Here is a 17,162-nt window from a genome sequence, read left to right as displayed (position 1 = left end):
CCTCCGCGTCACCCCGCCTCCCTACGGTGTCGCCCCGGCCGCCGCGCTCCCGATCGCGCGGCCGGGACGGAGACGAGACGTGACCGAGACGGCCGGCCCCCAGGACGTGCTCGACGCCGGAGCGGCCACCCCTCCTCCCCGCACGCTGGTCGACGTCCTCCGCGACACCGCGGAGCGCCACCCGGACGCCTCCGCGCTGGAGGACCCGGCCGGAGCGCTCAGCTACCGGGAGCTGCTGGCCCGCACGGTGCAGCTCGCGGGCGAGCTCACCACCGCAGGGGTCCGACGCGGCGACCGCGTCGGGATCCGCATGCCCAGCGGCTCCCGCGAGCTCTACCTCGCGATCCTGGCCGTCCTCGCCGCGGGAGCCGCGTACGTCCCGGTGGACGCGGACGACCCCGAGGAGCGGGCGCGCCTCGTCTTCGGCGAGGCCGCCGTCCGCGGCGTGATCACCGGCTCCGGCCGCTTCGAGCGCACCGGCGCCGACGAGCCGGCCGCCCGCCTGTTCACCGCGAGCGCGCCGCACCCGAGCACGGCGTCGATCCCGCTGCTGCAGCCGCCCTCGCTCGAGGACGACGCCTGGATCATCTTCACCTCCGGCTCCACCGGAACCCCCAAGGGAGTGGCGGTCAGCCACCGCTCCGCCGCCGCCTTCGTCGACGCCGAGGCGCGCCTGTTCCTCCAGGCGGAGCCGCTCGGCCCCGGGGACCGGGTGCTGGCCGGTCTCTCGGTCGCGTTCGACGCGTCCTGCGAGGAGATGTGGCTCGCCTGGCGGCACGGCGCCTGCCTCGTCCCCGCTCCCCGCTCGCTGGTCCGCAGCGGCATGGACCTCGGCCCCTGGCTGACCACGCACGGCATCACCGTGGTCTCGACCGTGCCGACCCTCGCGGCGCTCTGGCCCGCGGAGTCGCTCGAGAACGTCCGCCTGCTGATCTTCGGCGGCGAGGCGTGCCCGCCGGAGCTCGGCGAGCGCCTGGCCGTCGAGGGCCGCGAGGTCTGGAACACCTACGGGCCGACCGAGGCCACCGTCGTCGCCTGCGCCGCGCCCCTCGGCGGGCCTCCCCCGGTGCGCATCGGGCTGCCGCTGGACGGCTGGCGGCTCGCCGTCGTGGACGCGGACGGGCAGCGGATCGGCGAGGGCGAGGTCGGCGAGCTGGTCATCGGCGGGGTCGGGCTCGCGCGCTACCTCGACCCGGTCAAGGACGCCGAGAAGTACGCGCCGGCACCGCTCCTGGGCTGGGAGCGGGCCTACCGCTCCGGCGACCTGGTGCGCTTCGAGAGCGCCGGCCTGATCTTCCAGGGGCGCGCGGACGACCAGGTGAAGCTCGGCGGTCGGCGGATCGAGCTCGGCGAGGTCGAGGCGGCGCTGCAGGCGCTCCCCGGAGTCTCGGGGGCGGCGGCCGCGGTCCGCACCACGGCGGCCGGCAACCAGGTCCTCGTCGGCTACCTGGCCCTCGCCGGCGGCCGGGAGCTCGACCGCGACGCGGCGCTCGCCCGCCTGCGTGAGGCGCTGCCCGCATCCCTCGTGCCGCTGCTGGCCGTGGTCGAGGAGCTGCCGACCCGCGTCTCCGGCAAGGTCGACCGCGCCGCACTCCCCTGGCCGCTCGCCGTGGGCACGACCGAGGACGCCTCCCTCGACCCCGAGGAGGCGTGGCTCGCCGCCCTCTGGCGCGACGTGCTCGGCGTGCCGGTCGACGAGCGGGCGAACTTCTTCGACCTCGGCGGCGGCTCCCTCGCCGCCGCCCAGCTGGTCGCGCGGATCCGCGAGCGCGACCCCGAGTTCACGGTCGCCGACGTCTACGCCCACCCGCGTCTCGCGGCGATGGCCGCCGAGATCCAGAGCCGCTCGACCGGCACTGCGGAGGTGTCCGCTCACCGCATCGCGCCGGTCCCCCTCAGGATGCGCGTGCTGCAGACCCTCCTCGGCGCACCGCTGCTCGTGCTCGGCAGCGCCCGCTGGGTCACTGCGATCCTCACCGCCACCGCGGTGCTCGACCTGGTGCCGGGGTTCGGCTGGCTGCCCACCGCTCCGCTCGCCGCGCTGATCCCCGCGTTCGCGCTCTTCCTCACGCCGTTCGGGCGGATGGGGCTCACCGTCCTCGCCGCGCGCACCCTGCTGCGCGGGATCCGAGCCGGAGACCACCCGCGCGGCGGGAGCGTGCACCTCCGGCTCTGGCTGGCGGAGCAGATCGCGTTCCAGCTCAAGGCCGTGAGCCTCGCGGGCGCGCCCTGGGTCGCCTATTACGCCCGCGCGCTCGGCGCCCGCATCGCCGACGACGTCGACCTGCACTCCCTCCCTCCGCTGACCGGGATGCTCACGCTCGGGCGCGGCGCCGCGATCGAGCCCGAGGTCGACCTCTCCGGCTACTGGATCGACGGCGACGTCCTGCGCGTCGGTGCCGTCCGGGTCGGCGCCGGCAGCACGGTGGGCGCGCGCAGCACGCTCCTCCCCGGCGCCCGGATCGGCAAGCACGCGCAGATCGAGCCGGGATCGGCCGTCTTCGGGCGGGTGCCGGCCGGGCAGCGCTGGGGAGGATCCCCCGCCCAGCGGCTCGGCAGGGCGAACGCCGGGTTCCCCTCGGAGCGCCCGGCGCGCCGCCCGGGCTGGGTCTGGGCGTACGGAGCGTCCGCGGTCGGCCTCGCGGCGGTCCCGGTCCTCGCCCTCGCGGCCGGGCTCGCCGTCGTGGCCGCCGCCGTGCGCGGCTCGGCCGGCCTCGGCGCCGCGCTCGGGCCCGCTCTCGCCGCCCTCGTGCCCGCCGTCGCCGTCTCCGGAGTCGTCCTCGCCGCCCTCGTCGTCGTCCTGGTGCGCCTGCTCGGCCGGGGCGTCGAGCCGGGCACCCACCCTGTGCGCGGTCGGATCGGCTGGCAGGTCTGGTCGACGGAGCGGCTGCTCGACTCCGCGCGGGTCCTGCTCTTCCCGCTCTACTCGGGCCTGTTCACCCCGGTCTGGCTGCGGCTCCTCGGCGCGAAGGTCGGACGCGACGTCGAGGCCTCGACGGTGCTGCTCCTGCCCGCGATGACGACCATCCGCGACGGCGCGTTCCTCGCCGACGACACGCTCGTCGCCTCCTACGCGCTCGGCGGCGGCTGGATGCGGCTCGCCCGCGCCGAGATCGGCGAGCGCGCGTTCCTCGGCAACTCCGGCATGGCCGCGCCCGGCCACACCGTGCCCGCCGGCGGACTCGTCGCCGTCCTCTCCTCCGCGCCCCGCAAGTCGAAGGCGGGCTCGTCGTGGCTGGGCTCACCGCCCGTGCGGCTGCGGCGCACCGTCGTCGAGGCGGAGTCGGCGCGCACCTTCCGCCCGGCCCGCCGACTCCGCGCGGCCCGCATCGCGTGGGAACTCGGCCGCTTCGTCCCGGTGGTCGTCTCGGTCGCGATCGGCCTCGGCGTGGTAGCCGGACTGCTCGCGCTGATCCAGACGCTCGGGGCGGTGCTCGCCGCGCTCGTGGGAGGCGTCGTGCTGCTGGCCGCCGGGGCGGTCGCCGCAGCCGTCTCCACCGCCGCGAAGTGGATCCTGATCCAGCGGGTCGAGCCGAGCGAGCAGCCGCTGTGGTCCTCGTTCGTCTGGCGGAGCGAGCTGGCCGACGCCTTCACCGAGATGGTCGCCGCGCCCTGGTTCGCCCACGCCGCCGCGGGCACTCCGGCGCTGGTCTGGTGGCTGCGGAGCCTCGGCGCCCGGATCGGACGCGGCGTCTGGTGCGAGAGCTACTGGCTCCCCGAGGCCGATCTGATCTCGCTCGGCGACGGAGCGACCGTGAACCGGGGCTGCGTCGTGCAGACGCACCTGTTCCATGATCGAATCATGAGCATGGATCTCGTGAGCCTCGACGCCGGCGCCACCCTGGGCCCGCACAGCGTGATCCTCCCCGCCGCGCGGATCGCCGAGCACGGCACGGTCGGCCCGGCCTCGCTCGTCATGCGGGGGGAGCTCGTGCCCGCGGGCAGCCGCTGGAGCGGCAACCCGATCGGCCCGTGGCGCGAGGTGCGCGTCGCCGACTACCACGCGCCCGTCGCGTGAGCCCCGCGCTGACCGGGCTCGAGACCGCCGGCGACCCCTACGTCCCCGGTATCGGGAACACCGGCTACCGCGTCGAGGCCTACGACCTCGACCTCGACTACCGCGTCGCCTCCAACCGCCTGGCCGGCCGGGCCGTGCTGCGGATCGTCGCGCTGCAGCCGCTCCGGCGGTTCTCCCTCGACCTCTCCCGGCTCCGCGTGTCCCGCGTCCGGATCGACGGACGCCGCGCCCGCCACGAGCAGGCGCCGCACAAGCTGCGGGTGTCCCCCGCCGAGCCGCTGGCCGCCGGCGAGAGCGTCGACGTCGAGATCGAGTACAGCGGCCACCCCGCCCCCCGCGCCAGCCACTGGGGCGAGCTCGGCTGGGAGGAGCTGGAGGACGGGGTGCTCGTCGCCTCGCAGCCCTCCGGCTCCTCCACCTGGTTCCCCTGCAACGACGACGTCGCCGAGAAGGCTCCGTACCGCCTGCGCGTCACCGCCGAGGAGGGCTACGCCGTGCTCGCGAACGGGGTGCTCGTCGACTCGAGCGCCCGCTCCGGCCGCCGCACCTGGCTCTACGAGCAGCGCGAGCCCAGCGCCGCTTACCTCGCCTCGGTGCAGATCGGCCGCTACGCGATCGAGGAGCGCGTGCTCGCCGGCGTCGCGGTGACCCTCGCCAGCCCCGCCGCCCTGGCCGCTCGGGTCGCGCACGACTTCGCTCCGCTCGAGCGCATGCTCGCCCTGTTCACGCGGCTGTTCGGGCCCTACCCCTTCGCCCGCTACTGCGTCGTCGTCACGGCGGACGAGCTGGAGATCCCGCTCGAGGCGCAGGCGATGGCGGTGTTCGGCGCCAACCACGCCGACGGCCGCGGCGGCTCGGAGCGCCTCATCGCGCACGAGCTCGCGCACCAGTGGTTCGGCAACAGCGTGGGCATCGCCCGGTGGCGCCACATCTGGCTCAACGAGGGGTTCGCCTGCTACGCGGAGTGGCTGTGGTCGGAGGAGTCGGGCCGCGCCACCGCCGACGCCTGCGCCCGCCGCCACCACGCGGTGCTGCGGGCTGCGGCGCAGGATCTCGTGCTCGCCGATCCGGGGCCGGTCGCGCTCTTCGACGACCGCGTCTACAAGCGCGGCGCGCTCACCCTGCACGCGCTGCGGCTCACCGTCGGCGACGGGCCCTTCCTCCGGCTGCTGCGGGAGTGGACGTCCCGCTACGCCTCCGCCGCCGTCACCGACGAGGAGTTCCGCGAGCTCTGCACCGAGGTCCTCGGCGAGGGCGTGGACGACCTGCTCGACGCCTGGCTCCTCGACGAGGAGCTGCCGCCGCTACCGTCCCGGCGCTGACACCAGCGAGTCCGCGAGCGCGTCGCCGTGCTCGCGCCGCCAGCCGATGATGGGCCCGGCGCCCGCGTCCCCCATCGGCCCGAGGGCGACGCTGACCCGCAGCGCGGGGTCCAGCTGCGGCTCGGCCAGCCGGAAGCGGACGCCGTCGATCCGCGCCTCCGCCGCGTGGTGCGACTCGTGCACGTGCACCCGGCGCGGGTCGAGCTCGAGCCCGCGACCGTCCGCCTTCAGTGCGGCCTCGATCCGGGTCCAGTGCAGGACGGGGTCGGCGGGGCGCATCCCGCCCGTGGCGAAGGGCGCCCCGGCGATGCGCGTGATCCGCTCCCCGCGCTCGGGCGTGCCCAGCGTCGGCTCCACATCGACGCCGACCGCACCGGCGCTGCTCGCCGCGACCACGACGGCGCCCGCGCAGTGCGCGATGCTCACCGACAGCAGCTCGAGCGCGCTCCCGCGTCCCTCCAGCCGCGGCCGGCCGTGCGCGCCCCCGCAGCGCGGGCAGCACGCGACGACCCGGACCTCCGACGCGCGCGTCCCCGTGAGCTCGGCCGCGAGCATCCGCAGGAGCACCCGCCCGAAGACGAAGCGCTCGGCCGCCGACGCGGCGACCGTGCCGGCGTAGCGCTCGCGCTCCTCGTCGCTCAGCAGCGGCAGCAGCCGCTCGGCGTCCAGCGTCTGCTCGTCGAGCGCCAGCCAGCGCAGGTGCACCCCCGGCAGCTCCGCGCCGATCCCCGACTCCCCCATGTCCGTCCCCCCGATCAGCTCGTCGCGGCGTGCTCGCCGCGCTCGTACACGTCCGCGGCCGATCCGACGATCAGCGGGTCCGGACCCAGCGGGCCCACGACCTCCTCGTCGCGTCCGTCGTAGTCGTAGAGGCTCAGGACGTAGCGCATGGCCTCGAGCCGGGCGCGCTTCTTGTCGTTGCTCTTCACGATGGTCCAGGGAGCGTCGGCGGTGTCGGTCGCCGCCATCATCGCCTCCTTGGCCGCGGTGTAGTCGCCCCACTTGTCGAGCGAGGCGAGGTCCATCGGCGAGAGCTTCCACTGGCGCACGGGGTCGATCATGCGGATCGTGAACCGGGTGCGCTGCTCCTCCGCCGAGACCGAGAACCACAGCTTCACCAGGTCGATGCCGTCGCCGACGAGCATCCGCTCGAACAGCGGCGTCTGGCGGATGAACTCGTCGTACTGCGCCGGCGTGCAGAAGCCCATCACGCGCTCCACGCCGGCCCGGTTGTACCAGGAGCGGTCGAAGAGGACGATCTCGCCGGCGGCCGGCAGGTGCGAGACGTAGCGCTGGAAGTACCACTGACCGGCCTCGCGCTCGGTCGGCTTCTCGAGTGCGACCACGCGGGCTCCGCGCGGGTTGAGGTGCTCGGTGAAGCGCTTGATGGTGCCGCCCTTGCCCGCGGCGTCGCGCCCCTCGAAGACGACCACGAGCCGGCGCCCGTGCTTCTTGATCCAGTTCTGCAGCTTCAGCAGCTCGATCTGGAGGAGGCGCTTGCCCGCCTCGTACTCCTCGCGCGACATCCGCTCGTCGTAGGGGTAGCCCTCGCGCCAGGTGTCGATCTGCGTGCCGTCGCGGCGCAGGAGCACCGGATCGTCGTCGTCCTCGTCCAGCACGACGAGGTCCCGCGCGTCGGCGGGCGTGAGCGTGCGGAGCAGCTCGGGAGTGGGACGGAGGGCGTCATCGGCGGTGTCGGGCACGGAGGGACGCTAGTGCGCCCGTGCGACGCTCCGGTGAACGGCGGGTATCCCCGCGTCTGCGGGGAGGACGGTCGGACGGGCTGCCGCGCCGATCGCGGTCCCGGCCGCCGCATGCGCAGGCTGATCACAACGGCTGTACGCAGCCGAGGCTGCAGTGCTCGATCCGGGGCGCTCCCGCGAGGATCGACCGGCTCCGCCTCGTCTCGGGACGGCGTCAGCCGGTGAACGCCGCAGGAGGCAGGTCGGTCTCGCCGTCCTCGACCGCGTCGAGCAGCCGGTCGACCACGTCCTGCGGCGCCAGACCCGCGCCGAAGCGGGGCGCGTCTCCCGCGAGCGGGTGCCGGGACAGCTCGGTCTCGGTGTGGCCGGGGCGCGCGTCGAGCAGGAGGACGCCCGCCCGCTTGTACTCGCGGGCCGAGGCCTTCACGAAGGAGTGCAGTGCCGCCTTCGAGGCGGAGTACGCGGCGAGTCCCGCGGTCGGAGCCTCCGCCACCACGCCGCTGATGGTCAGCGCGAACGGCTCGCGCCCCTCGCCCGCCGACGCGACGAGCGACGGCAGCGCGGCGGTCAGCACCCGGATCGGCGCCAGCGCGTTGACCTCGACGAGCTCCTCCAGAACGGCCGGATCGAGCTCGGCGGAGGGCCCGAAGGCCACGACGCCCGCGGCCACGACGACGCCGTCGAGGCGCCCGTGCCGCTCGAGCACCTCGGCGACCACGCGCCGGGGCTCGTCCTCCCCGCGCAGGTCGGCGACCAGGGGTGCCTCGCCGAGCGCCGCGGAGTCGCGCCCCGAGCGCACCGCGACGGCACCGCGCGCCTCCAGCGAATCGGCCAGGAGGCGGCCGAGGCCGCCCGAGGCTCCGAGGACGAGGACGACGGCACCGTCGAGACGAGTCATGTGGCGAGCCTAGACGGGTGCGCTGTCGCGGATCGGCACTACCGTCCGAGCGACCGGCCCCCTACCGTGAGGCCCATGACTCGACTGCAGAGCCGTGCCGTGCTGCACCGCCTGCTCGAGGTCCTCGAGGACCCCCCCCCGTCACCATCGGCCACGCGCGTCACGTCCGAATGCTCGTCCGCGAGGCTCTGGAGTGGATCGCCGGCCCTCGGGCGCACGAGTCCGGTGCGTGGAGCGGCCCCGCTTCGGGAGAGCCCGCGGCCGCGCTCGCCCCCGAGAATCCCGCCGCCACGGACCCGGGTCTCTGACGCTCCCGCCCTCCTCGTAGACTCGTTCGCCGGAGGAACGGGGAGTCGATGGACGAGGGTGCGCCGGCGGGCTGGTACCGCGACGAGGCCGATGCGGCCGAGATGCGCTGGTGGGACGGCAGGCGGTTCACCGGGGCGCGTCGCTCCGCGCAGGACAGTGCCGCGGTGGTGCGGGACGCACCCGTCACCCCCGTCACGGAGCGCGTCGTCTACCGCCTCCCGAACGCCGGCGGCACCCCGAGCGTCGACGCCCTCGCCGAGGCCGAGCGGATCGAGGAGATCGCCGATCTGATCGGCCGCACGCTCGAGCCGGGCGAGATCGACGAGCGGACCCTCGAGGTCGACCTGGTCCCCGAGCCCGACCACCCCACCGGCCTCGACGCCGTCTCGGTCCGGGCCGGCCGCCGCGTCCTCGGCTACCTGCCGAACGCCTCCGCCCACCGGGCTGCTCTCGACCGGGTCGTGGCGAGCGGAGCCGTCCCGGTCACGACCGCGCGCCTCCGGCTCGAGCGCGGCGAGGAGGGCCTGCGGGCCGTCCTCCGCGTCGCCCTGGTCGCCCCCGAGCTGCTCGTGCCGCTCAACGAGCCGCCCGTCGAGCGCCACTCGATCCTCCCCTGGTCGCGGGGCCTGCCGGTCCTGCGCGAGGACGAGCACTTCGCCCGCCTCTCGTCGGTCGTTCCGGCGAGCGGTCGCGGCCTGCTGCTGGTGACCCTGCACCCGGCCGGCGACCTCGTCGAGCTCCGTCTCGACGGCGAGCGGGTGGGCGAGCTCTCCCCGACCCTCTCGGCGGATTTCGCCCCGACCCTCCGCCACCTCGCGAGCCTCGGCCTCACCGCCGCCGCCTACGCCTCCCTCCGCGGATCCCCGCTGAAGGTCGAGCTCACGCTGCAGGCCGCGAAGGCCGCGGAGCTGCCCGCCGAGTGGGTCGACGGCCGTCCGGTCACTCTCCCCCGACTCCTCCCGCCGGCCCGGACCTACTCCGTCCCGCCCGCGTACACGGCGCCGCTGCGTCCCACTCCCCGCAGCTCGGAGGCGGTCTCCCGCTCGCTCCGCCGGACCGTCGCCTGGGTGGTCGTCGGCGTCTGCACCCTCGTCGGGCTGTCGAGCTGGCTGATCGGGGACGTGCTGAACTGACGGGGCGGGGCGGACGTCCGCGGACGTGACCGGCCTCGTGTCGGACTCCCGGGGTCGGCGATCCCGCACCTCCCTGCAGAAGCGCCCGGCTCGCGGATCCGGGGATCCGAGCGAACCGGGCGCCTCGAGCCGAGCGCGGCCGTCCTACACGTTGAAGCGGAACTCCACGACGTCGCCGTCCTGCATCACGTAGTCCTTGCCCTCGATGCGGGCCTTGCCCTTCGCGCGGGCCTCGGCGATCGAGCCGGTCTCGACGAGGTCGTCGAACGAGATGATCTCGGCCTTGATGAAGCCCTTTTGGAAGTCGGTGTGGATGACGCCGGCGGCCTGGGGCGCGGTCCAGCCCTTCCCGATGGTCCAGGCGCGCGTCTCCTTCGGGCCGGCCGTGAGGTACGTCTGGAGGCCCAGGGTGTCGAAGCCGATGGTCGCGAGCTGGTTGAGGCCCGACTCCGTCTGGCCGGTCGACTCGAGCATCTCGGCGGCGTCGGCCTCGTCGAGGTCGATCAGCTCGGACTCGATCTTCGCGTCGAGGAAGATCGCCTTCGCCGGCGCGACGAGGGCCGCGAGCTCGGCCTTCCGGGCGTCGTCGGTCAGCACGGCCTCGTCGACGTTGAAGACGTAGATGAACGGCTTGGCGGTCAGCAGGCCCAGCTCGCGGATCGGCTCCAGATCGATCGAGGAGGCCGACAGCGGCTTGCCCTGGTCGAGGAACTCGCGCGCCTTCTTCGCGGTCTCGACCACGATCGGCTCGATCTTCCTCCCCTTGAGCTCCTTCTCGTAGCGGGCCTCGGCCTTCTCGAGGGTCTGGAGATCGGCGAGGACCAGCTCGGTGTTGATCGTCTCCATGTCGCTGGCGGCGTCGACCTTGCCGTCGACGTGGACGACGTCGGAGTCCTCGAAGCCGCGGATGACCTGCGCGATCGCGTCGGCCTCGCGGATGTTCGCGAGGAACTTGTTGCCCAGGCCCTCGCCCTCGGACGCGCCGCGCACGATGCCGGCGATGTCGACGAAGGAGACGGGCGCCGGGAGGATGCGCTCGGAGCCGAAGATCCCGGCGAGCACCTCGAGGCGGGAGTCGGGCAGGTTCACCACACCCACGTTCGGCTCGATCGTCGCGAACGGGTAGTTCGCCGCGAGCACCGTGTTCTTGGTCAATGCGTTGAAGAGCGTCGACTTGCCGACGTTGGGGAGACCGACGATTGCGATAGTGAGAGCCACGGGCATCTATCCTACGGCGTGGCGGCGGAAGGGCCGGGCGGGCGGGGCGCGGAGGAACGGGAGGCGCCCGCCCGCGGCCGGCGGGTGCTCCCGCCCGCTCGGGGCGACGCGCGCGCGACGCTCCCGGCGGCGTCGGAGGTGCGTGAGAGGCTGGAGCGTGCCCATCGACTTCACCGCCATCGACTTCGAGACCGCCAACTCGCACGGGGCCTCCGCCTGCTCCGTCGGGCTCGTGAAGGTCCGCGACGGCCGCGTCGTCGACCGCGCCGGCTGGCTCATCCGCCCGCCGCTGGGGTACGACGACTTCCTCGAGTGGAACACGCGCATCCACGGCATCCGCAAGCACGACGTGCACGCCGCCGCCTCCTGGGTCGACCAGTTCGCCGACCTGGCGGCCTTCGCCGGCGAGGACGTGTTCGTCGCGCACAACGCCGGCTTCGACATGGGCGTCATCCGCGCGGCCTGCGCGGCGACCTCCCTCGAGCACCCCGAGTACGACTACCTCTGCTCGCTGCAGCTCGCCCGCAAGACGTACGAGCTCGACTCCTACCGCCTCCCCGTCGTCGCCATGGCCGCGGGCTTCGAGGACTTCCGCCACCACGACGCGTCGGCCGACGCCGAGGCGTGCGCCGCGATCGTCGTGCACGCGGCCCGGCGGCACGGCGCCGCGAGCATGGCCGAGCTCGGCGAGCTGGCCGGCGTCTCCGTGAAGCGCCTGCGCCCGAAGGCCCCCGTCGCCGCCTGACGTCCGTCATGCCGAGCCGGCTCGAGACGATCGGCTCAGCCGCGGGGGTCGCCGAACCAGGTGCTGAAGATGCGCCAGAAGTTCCGGTTCCCGTAGGCCGAGCAGTCGTCGCCCTCGCCGTAGAGGTTCGCGAGCGCCGCCGCATTCGGCTGGTACGGCGTGTAGTAGTAGAGGCCCGCCGTGGCCGCGTTGGCGATCGTCACCGGGGCGGTGCCGCAGGACTCGTCCGGGGAGTAGCGGACGTCGCTGGCCGCGCCGACCGGGTACCAGTCGAAGCTCGAGTCCGGATTCCGGTAGCGCTGGAACTGCCACGCCGCTCCGTACACCTGCGCCGCGAAGCCGTAGGAGTCCGTGTCGCAGTCGGCGGTGTCCGGGCAGCCGTAGCCCGTGGCACTGCGGAACTGCCGCTCGCTCGGCTCCGGATCGGTCACGAGCGACTGCTCCTTCTGCAGCAGCACCAGGAGGACGGCCGGATTCACGCCGCACGCGCCGGCGACCGAGGTGATGATCTCCGCGGCCGGGACGTCGCGTCCGGCGGGCAGCGCGTCGCACTGCTCGTCGGCCGTGATCGCCGCGGTGTCCTCGGCGTAGTCGCGCAGGCACGGCACCGGCCCGCCAGCGCAGTCGGGGACGCGGGCGTCGAGGAACGCCTGCACCGTGAGCGGTCCGAGCGCGTCGCCGGCGAAGAAGACCTCGTCGGAGATCAGGTCGCCCGGGTCGAAGTCGGCCGCGACGGGGCCCGGCTGGAGGAAGGTCCACAGCCGGACGGTCTGCGGCTCGGACGGCACCGCTGCGAGGCGCGTGCCGTCGACGGAGCCTCCCAGCAGGAGTGCCACCAGCGCCGCGACGACGACGACCGCACCGCCCCGCCGGCGTCGGAGGCCGGTCGGGGACGGTGCGGTCGGGGTCATCCCTCCACGCTAGTGGCGGGGTCGCGGGCGATCAGCCGCAGGGGGTGAGCCGCGCGACGTCCTCCGAGAGGGTGGTGGGACCGCCGAGGAGGACGACCCGCTGAGCTCCCGACTTCGCGATGTCGGTCAGGACGGCGCGGGGCACGCAGGTCGTCGGCACGGCGAACAGCGGGCTGTTCGAGTAGCCCGCCGCCGTGGCTCCGGCGAGGGCGTCGGGGAAGTTCTCGCCCGTCGCCAGGAACACAGTCTCGGCCCTCGAGAAGGCGGCCCGGTTCAGCTGCTCCGATGTGTCGTAGCGGTCGACTCCGCCGATGCGGGTGATCGTCGGCACCGGAAGCGAGTTCTTGATCCCCTCGCTCACCGACAGGGGGCTGCCCGCGATGGTGAGGCTCTGCACCTTGAGCTTCGAGAGGATGCCCTTCGTCACGGCGTCGGCCGTGCTGCCGGTGCCGTTCACGAGGACGACGGGTGCGTCGACGGAGCCGGCCGCGGCGCTCGCGCCGAGCGCGTCGGGGAACTTCTCGCCCGTGGCGAGCCAGGCGCGCGACGAGCCGCTCGGGAACGCGCTCTGGATGATGAGCCTAGACGTGTCGTAGCGGTCCTTCCCTCCGATGCGGTCCACCGTCGGCGAGTAGGACCTCAGCTGGTTCAGCAGGCCGTCGCCGACGCTCAGTGGGGAGCCGACCACGACGATCCTCGCCGGCTTGAGCCGGCTGAGCTCGTCGCGAACGGGCTGCGACATCGAGTCGCGGTCGACCAGGAGCAGCGGACCCTTCTGCTTGGCCGCGACCGGGGCGGCGCTCAGCGCGTCGGGGAAGTTCGCGCCGGTCGCGATGTAGACGACGGGGACGTTCGGGCCGAAGACGGCCTTCGAGATCGCGACGGCGGTGCCCTGGCGGTCGGTGCCGGCCAGACGCAAGACGTCGATCCCGGCCGACGTGCTCACGGACGAGCAGCCGAGATCCTTCCGGCCGGGGCCCCGGGAGTCGCCCGTGCCGACCCAGCGGTTCCAGTCGACGGAGTCGGCGGAGACGCAGACCTGGTAGGTGCCGGGTGCCGAGACGGGCGTGGTGGCGCCGAAGCCGTGGGCGCGGCCGGCGACGGAGTACTCGCCCGGGATGTCGCCGCGGTCGCCGTTCGCGGTCTGCGTGCGGACCGTGCGGGTGCCGTCGGGGCCGGTCACCGTGACCGTCGTGGTCAGCGCGGCCTGCTGCGTCGTCGGGTCGACGGCCCAGCCGGACACGCTCAGCGTGCTGCCCGAGATGCGCGGGGCGTCGACGCGTCCCGCGGGGGCGATCCCGGCGTTGGCCAGGGTGCCGTTCGGGTTCCAGTCGCTGAAGAGGTACCAGAAGTTGATGTTGCCGTAGGTCGCGCAGGCCGCGTTGCCGGAGCCGGTGAGCGCGTAGTCGTTGGGCTGGTACGGCGTGTAGTAGTAGAGGTCGGCCGTGGCCTGGTTGCGGATGGTGACCGGCGAGGAGCCGCACGCGGTGCTCGGGTAGTAGGCGACGTTCGGCGTCGTGCCCGGAGCGTAGGTGGTGAAGTTCGAGCCGGAGCCGGGCGGGTTGGCGTAGCGCTTGAACTGGCGGGCCGCGCTGTAGACCTGCGTGAAGAAGCCCGCCGAGCCGGGGTCGCACGCCGCGGTGTCCGGGCAGTTGTAGCCGGTCGCCTTGGCGTAGTCCTCGGGGCTCGGCGTCGTGTCGGTGACGAGGCTCCGCTCCTTCTGCACGAGCACGACCAGGGCGAGCGGGTTGATGCCGCAGGCCAGGCCGACGCGCGTCAAGATCGAGGCCGACGACTCGCTGCCGGAGCCCTGGTAGGCGCTGCACATCGCGTCCGCCGCCTTGGACGGCGTCGCCTGCGAGAAGTTCTTGAGGCAGGGGGCGGTGCCGGCGGTGGAGCACCGGCTGCCCTTCTCGTTCAGGAGCGACTGCACCTGACCGGTGCTCAGCGCGTCGCCGTCGAAGAACTGGGCGTCGCTGACGATGAAGCCGGCGCGGAAGCTCTTCGTCTCCTCGGCGCTGTACTGCGTCGACTGGTCCGGGACGCCGAGGTCGGCGCGGTCGAGGGACGCGTCGAGAGCGCCGGTCTCGACCGAGACGGTCGACGGCGCGTCCTCGGCGGCCGAGGCGGAGGTGATCGGGACGAGGGCGGTGCCGAGCCCGACGGCGAGAGCGAGCGCGACCGTGAGCAGGCGCGATGAGCGGTGGTGATTCCCCATGATCGCGAAGTCTACGAGGCGGTCGCAGGGCGTCCTGGCCCTCGTTCGGTGGTCGTGGCGCGTCGATCGATCGATGTCGGAAGTGCGTGGTGTCATCGGCGGCATGGATCTCTCCTTCGCCCTCGGCCTGGTGGTCGGCGCGCTCCTCGCGGGAGTCGTGGCCGTCCTCCTCGCCCGCTCCCGCACGCCCGACGCCGCCCTCGCCCTCGACCTCGCGACAGCCCGCGCCCGCGCGGAGGGCCTGGAGGAGCGCCACGAGGCCGTCGTCGAGCAGCACCGCGAGCACCTCGGCTCCGCCCGCGACCAGATCCGCGAGCTCCAGGAGCAGCTGCGCGTCGTCGCCGAGCGCGAGCGGCACGACGCGCGCATCCTGCAGACCCTCTCCCCCGTCGCCGAGAGCCTGCGCGGCATGCAGGAGGCGGTCGGCCGGCTCGAGCGCGAGCGCGCCGCCCAGTTCGGGGCGATCACCGAGCAGCTCGAGGGACAGCGGGCGGCGGGCGAGCAGCTGCGCTCGACGACCGAGACCCTCGCGTCCGCGCTCCGCTCCACCACGAGCCGCGGCGCCTGGGGCGAGACGCAGCTGCGGAACGTCGTAGAGGCCGCCGGGCTCACCCAGCGGGTCGACTTCGACGTGCAGTTCGGGCTCGAGGGCGAGGCGGGCCGCGGCCGCGCCGACATGGTGGTCCGCCTGCCCGGCGGCAAGGCGATCGCGGTGGACGCCAAGGTGCCGTTCGACGCGTACCTGGAGGCGAGCGCGATCCCCGCGGGCGCCGGCGGCGAGGAGGAGGCGCGGCGCGCGGGGCTCCTGCGGGCGCACGTCCGCGCCCTCCGCGGCCACGTGGACGCGCTGGCCGCCCGCTCCTACTGGACCGGTCTCCCGGCGAGCCCCGAGTTCGTCATCGCGTTCGTGCCGAGCGAGCCGCTGCTCGCGAGCGCGCTCGACGCCGACCCGAGCCTGCTCGAGTACGCGTTCCGCAAGCGCGTCGCCCTCGCCTCGCCCGTGACCCTGTGGTCGGTGCTGAAGACCGTCGCCTACACCTGGCAGCAGGACGTGCTCACCGACGACGCCAAGCGCCTGCTCGACCTCGGCAAGACGCTCTACGCCCGTCTCGGCACCCTCGCCGACCACGCCGAGGGCCTGCGCCGCTCGCTCGAGAAGACGGTCGACTCCTACAACGCCTTCGCCGGCTCGCTCGAGAGCCGCGTGCTGGTCACCGCGCGCCAGTTCGACTCCCTCGACGAGTCGCGCGTCATCGCCCCGGTCGGAGGAGTCGCCTCCTCGCCGCGCCGCCTCACCGCCGTCGAGCTGCTCGCCGCGGACGACGAGTCCGAGCGGAGCGCGTAGGGTCCCGGGTCCTCGCTGAGCGAGCACCGGGCGTGCAGGCCGGGCGCGAGCGGCGCCGTCCATCCGGCTCGACACCCGGACGACCGCAGCTCGCGACGGCGCTCCACCTCCGCGGCTCGGCGGAGGAGCGCCCGCGAGGCGTCTCGAGACCCGCCGCGGCCCCGCCCGCTCGCCTCGGTGACCGGGGCCGGTGTCCTTCCGCGTCCCGCACGCCGAAACGCCGCCGCACTCGCCGAGGCGCCGTCAGCGGAGCGGCGTCTCAGCGGCGGGGCGGCGTCTCGGAGAGACAGTGACGGCCTAGACCCACTTCTCCGCGAGGTGCTGGGCGGTCACGCGGCGGATGGTGCCCGAGCGGGAGCGCAGCACGATGGACTCCGTCGTGATGACGTGGCCCTCCTTGCGCACGCCCTTCACGAGCCCGCCGTTCGTCACTCCGGTCGCGACGAAGTAGGTGTTGTCGCTGCGGACGAGGTCGTTGGCGTGGAGGACGCGATCGAGGTCGTGGCCGGCGTCGATGGCGCGCTGGCGCTCGTCGTCGTCCTTCGGGCGGAGGATGCCCTGGATCACTCCGCCGAGCGCGCGGATGGCGCAGGCCGTGATGATGCCCTCGGGCGTGCCTCCGGTGCCGACGCACATGTCGAGTCGGGAGTCGTGGCGAGCGGCGTTGATGCCGCCCGCGACGTCGCCGTCGAGCAGGAGGCGCGTGCCGGCTCCGGCCGCGCGGATGTCCTCGATCAGCTGAGCGTGGCGCGGGCGGTCCAGCACCGCGATGCGCATCTCCTCGACGGGCTTGCGCTTGGCGCGGGCCAGGGCGCGGATGTTCTCGCCGATCGGGCGCTGGATGTCGATGATCCCGACGCCCTCGGGCCCGGTGACGATCTTCTCCATGTAGAACACGGCGGAGGGGTCGAACATCGCGCCGCGGTCGGCGACGGCGATCATCGAGAGCGCGTTCTGGCGCCCGGCGGCGGTCAGCGAGGTGCCGTCGATCGGGTCGACGGCGATGTCGGCGGCGGGCCCCGAGCCGTTGCCGACGTGCTCGCCGTTGAAAAGCATGGGCGCGTTGTCCTTCTCGCCCTCGCCGATCACGACGACTCCGTCGAAGTTCACGGTCCCGAGGAAGGTGCGCATGGCGTCGACCGCTGCGCCGTCGGCGGCGTTCTTGTCGCCCTTGCCGATGAAGGGCACGGCGCGGATCGCGGCGGCCTCGGTGGCGCGGACGAGCTCCATGCCGAGGTTGCGGTCGGGGTGGAGGTAAAACGAGTCGTTGTCGATCACAGAGTGGAGTCCTTCGTCGTCGAGTTCGTGCACGTCGTCGCAGGACCCGCGGAGCGGATCCCCA

At 74.0% G+C, this 17,162-nt stretch carries 12 protein-coding genes; 5 read left to right on the top strand and 7 right to left on the bottom strand.

Annotated features, from left to right (window positions below; translation table 11 throughout):
• The first annotated feature begins 79 nt into the window (after window positions 1-79).
• Both C5C35_RS02360 and C5C35_RS02355 read left to right on the top strand, forming a co-directional pair.
• Entirely contained in the window at window positions 80-4,018 is a 3,939-nt protein-coding gene (locus C5C35_RS02360; protein ID WP_181127710.1) for a Pls/PosA family non-ribosomal peptide synthetase, read from the top strand.
• A complete protein-coding gene (locus C5C35_RS02355) occupies window positions 4,015-5,340 on the top strand; it encodes a M1 family metallopeptidase (protein ID WP_258068979.1) in 1,326 nt (441 codons plus the stop codon). Before C5C35_RS02360 ends, C5C35_RS02355 begins: the two co-directional genes overlap by 4 nt.
• Here C5C35_RS02355 and C5C35_RS02350 read toward each other — a convergent pair.
• From C5C35_RS02350 to C5C35_RS02340, 3 genes are all read right to left on the bottom strand, one after another.
• A complete protein-coding gene (locus C5C35_RS02350) occupies window positions 5,323-6,081 on the bottom strand; it encodes a 4'-phosphopantetheinyl transferase superfamily protein (RefSeq protein WP_104262476.1) in 759 nt (252 codons plus the stop codon). The two genes, C5C35_RS02355 and C5C35_RS02350, sit on opposite strands and share 18 nt — an antisense overlap.
• A gap of 14 nt (window positions 6,082-6,095) precedes the next feature.
• Window positions 6,096-6,956, bottom strand: coding sequence for a polyphosphate kinase 2 (gene ppk2, locus C5C35_RS02345; RefSeq protein ID WP_244229668.1), 861 nt, complete (start codon window positions 6,954-6,956; stop codon window positions 6,096-6,098).
• A 301-nt stretch (window positions 6,957-7,257) separates the two neighbouring features.
• The gene (locus C5C35_RS02340; RefSeq protein WP_104246619.1) at window positions 7,258-7,941 is read right to left on the bottom strand and encodes an SDR family oxidoreductase; all 684 of its coding nucleotides are present in this window, start codon (window positions 7,939-7,941) and stop codon (window positions 7,258-7,260) included.
• A 356-nt stretch (window positions 7,942-8,297) separates the two neighbouring features.
• On the opposite strand from C5C35_RS02340, the gene C5C35_RS02335 reads away from it, so the two are divergent.
• Window positions 8,298-9,383 carry a DUF2510 domain-containing protein gene (locus C5C35_RS02335; protein WP_104262475.1) on the top strand — a complete coding sequence of 362 codons (1,086 nt, stop codon included), beginning with the start codon at window positions 8,298-8,300 and terminating at the stop codon, window positions 9,381-9,383.
• Window positions 9,384-9,527: 144 nt separating this feature from the next.
• Here C5C35_RS02335 and ychF read toward each other — a convergent pair whose 3' ends face one another.
• Window positions 9,528-10,601 carry a redox-regulated ATPase YchF gene (ychF, locus tag C5C35_RS02330; protein ID WP_104222958.1) on the bottom strand — a complete coding sequence of 358 codons (1,074 nt, stop codon included), beginning with the start codon at window positions 10,599-10,601 and terminating at the stop codon, window positions 9,528-9,530.
• A 157-nt stretch (window positions 10,602-10,758) separates the two neighbouring features.
• On the opposite strand from ychF, the gene C5C35_RS02325 reads away from it, so the two are divergent.
• A complete protein-coding gene (locus C5C35_RS02325; RefSeq protein WP_104224410.1) occupies window positions 10,759-11,346 on the top strand; it encodes an exonuclease domain-containing protein in 588 nt (195 codons plus the stop codon).
• A 35-nt stretch (window positions 11,347-11,381) separates the two neighbouring features.
• On the opposite strand, the gene C5C35_RS02320 is transcribed toward C5C35_RS02325, so the two are convergent.
• The gene (locus C5C35_RS02320; RefSeq protein ID WP_104262474.1) at window positions 11,382-12,257 is read right to left on the bottom strand and encodes a hemagglutinin; all 876 of its coding nucleotides are present in this window, start codon (window positions 12,255-12,257) and stop codon (window positions 11,382-11,384) included.
• Window positions 12,258-12,288: 31 nt separating this feature from the next.
• Window positions 12,289-14,475 (bottom strand): cell wall-binding repeat-containing protein, encoded by a 2,187-nt coding sequence (locus C5C35_RS02315; RefSeq protein ID WP_104262473.1) that lies wholly within the window; start codon window positions 14,473-14,475, stop codon window positions 12,289-12,291.
• A gap of 103 nt (window positions 14,476-14,578) precedes the next feature.
• Here C5C35_RS02315 and C5C35_RS02310 point away from each other — a divergent pair, with 103 nt between their 5' ends.
• The gene (locus tag C5C35_RS02310) at window positions 14,579-15,820 is read left to right on the top strand and encodes a DNA recombination protein RmuC (protein WP_208543606.1); all 1,242 of its coding nucleotides are present in this window, start codon (window positions 14,579-14,581) and stop codon (window positions 15,818-15,820) included.
• A gap of 297 nt (window positions 15,821-16,117) precedes the next feature.
• On the opposite strand, the gene glpX is transcribed toward C5C35_RS02310, so the two are convergent.
• Entirely contained in the window at window positions 16,118-17,050 is a 933-nt protein-coding gene (gene glpX, locus C5C35_RS02305; protein ID WP_097165697.1) for a class II fructose-bisphosphatase, read from the bottom strand.
• Window positions 17,051-17,162: the final 112 nt, after the last annotated feature.

This window comes from Rathayibacter sp. AY1F8, assembly GCF_002932165.1.
Taxonomy (GTDB): Bacteria; Actinomycetota; Actinomycetes; order Actinomycetales; family Microbacteriaceae; genus Rathayibacter.
The sequence above is the reverse complement of the archived record's forward strand: the minus strand, read 5'-3'. Positions and strand labels throughout refer to the sequence as shown.

Bases quoted from the DNA above. Each gene is read 5' to 3' on its own strand.
- C5C35_RS02310 (WP_208543606.1), top strand. From the start codon at position 14,579: ATGGATCTCTCCTTCGCCCTCGGCCTGGTGGTCGGCGCGCTCCTCGCG.
- C5C35_RS02350 (WP_104262476.1), bottom strand. From the start codon at position 6,081: ATGGGGGAGTCGGGGATCGGCGCGGAGCTGCCGGGGGTGCACCTGCGC.
- C5C35_RS02320 (WP_104262474.1), bottom strand. From the start codon at position 12,257: ATGACCCCGACCGCACCGTCCCCGACCGGCCTCCGACGCCGGCGGGGC.
- C5C35_RS02335 (WP_104262475.1), top strand. From the start codon at position 8,298: ATGGACGAGGGTGCGCCGGCGGGCTGGTACCGCGACGAGGCCGATGCG.
- glpX (WP_097165697.1), bottom strand. From the start codon at position 17,050: ATGGAGCTCGTCCGCGCCACCGAGGCCGCCGCGATCCGCGCCGTGCCC.
- C5C35_RS02315 (WP_104262473.1), bottom strand. From the start codon at position 14,475: ATGGGGAATCACCACCGCTCATCGCGCCTGCTCACGGTCGCGCTCGCT.
- C5C35_RS02340 (WP_104246619.1), bottom strand. From the start codon at position 7,941: ATGACTCGTCTCGACGGTGCCGTCGTCCTCGTCCTCGGAGCCTCGGGC.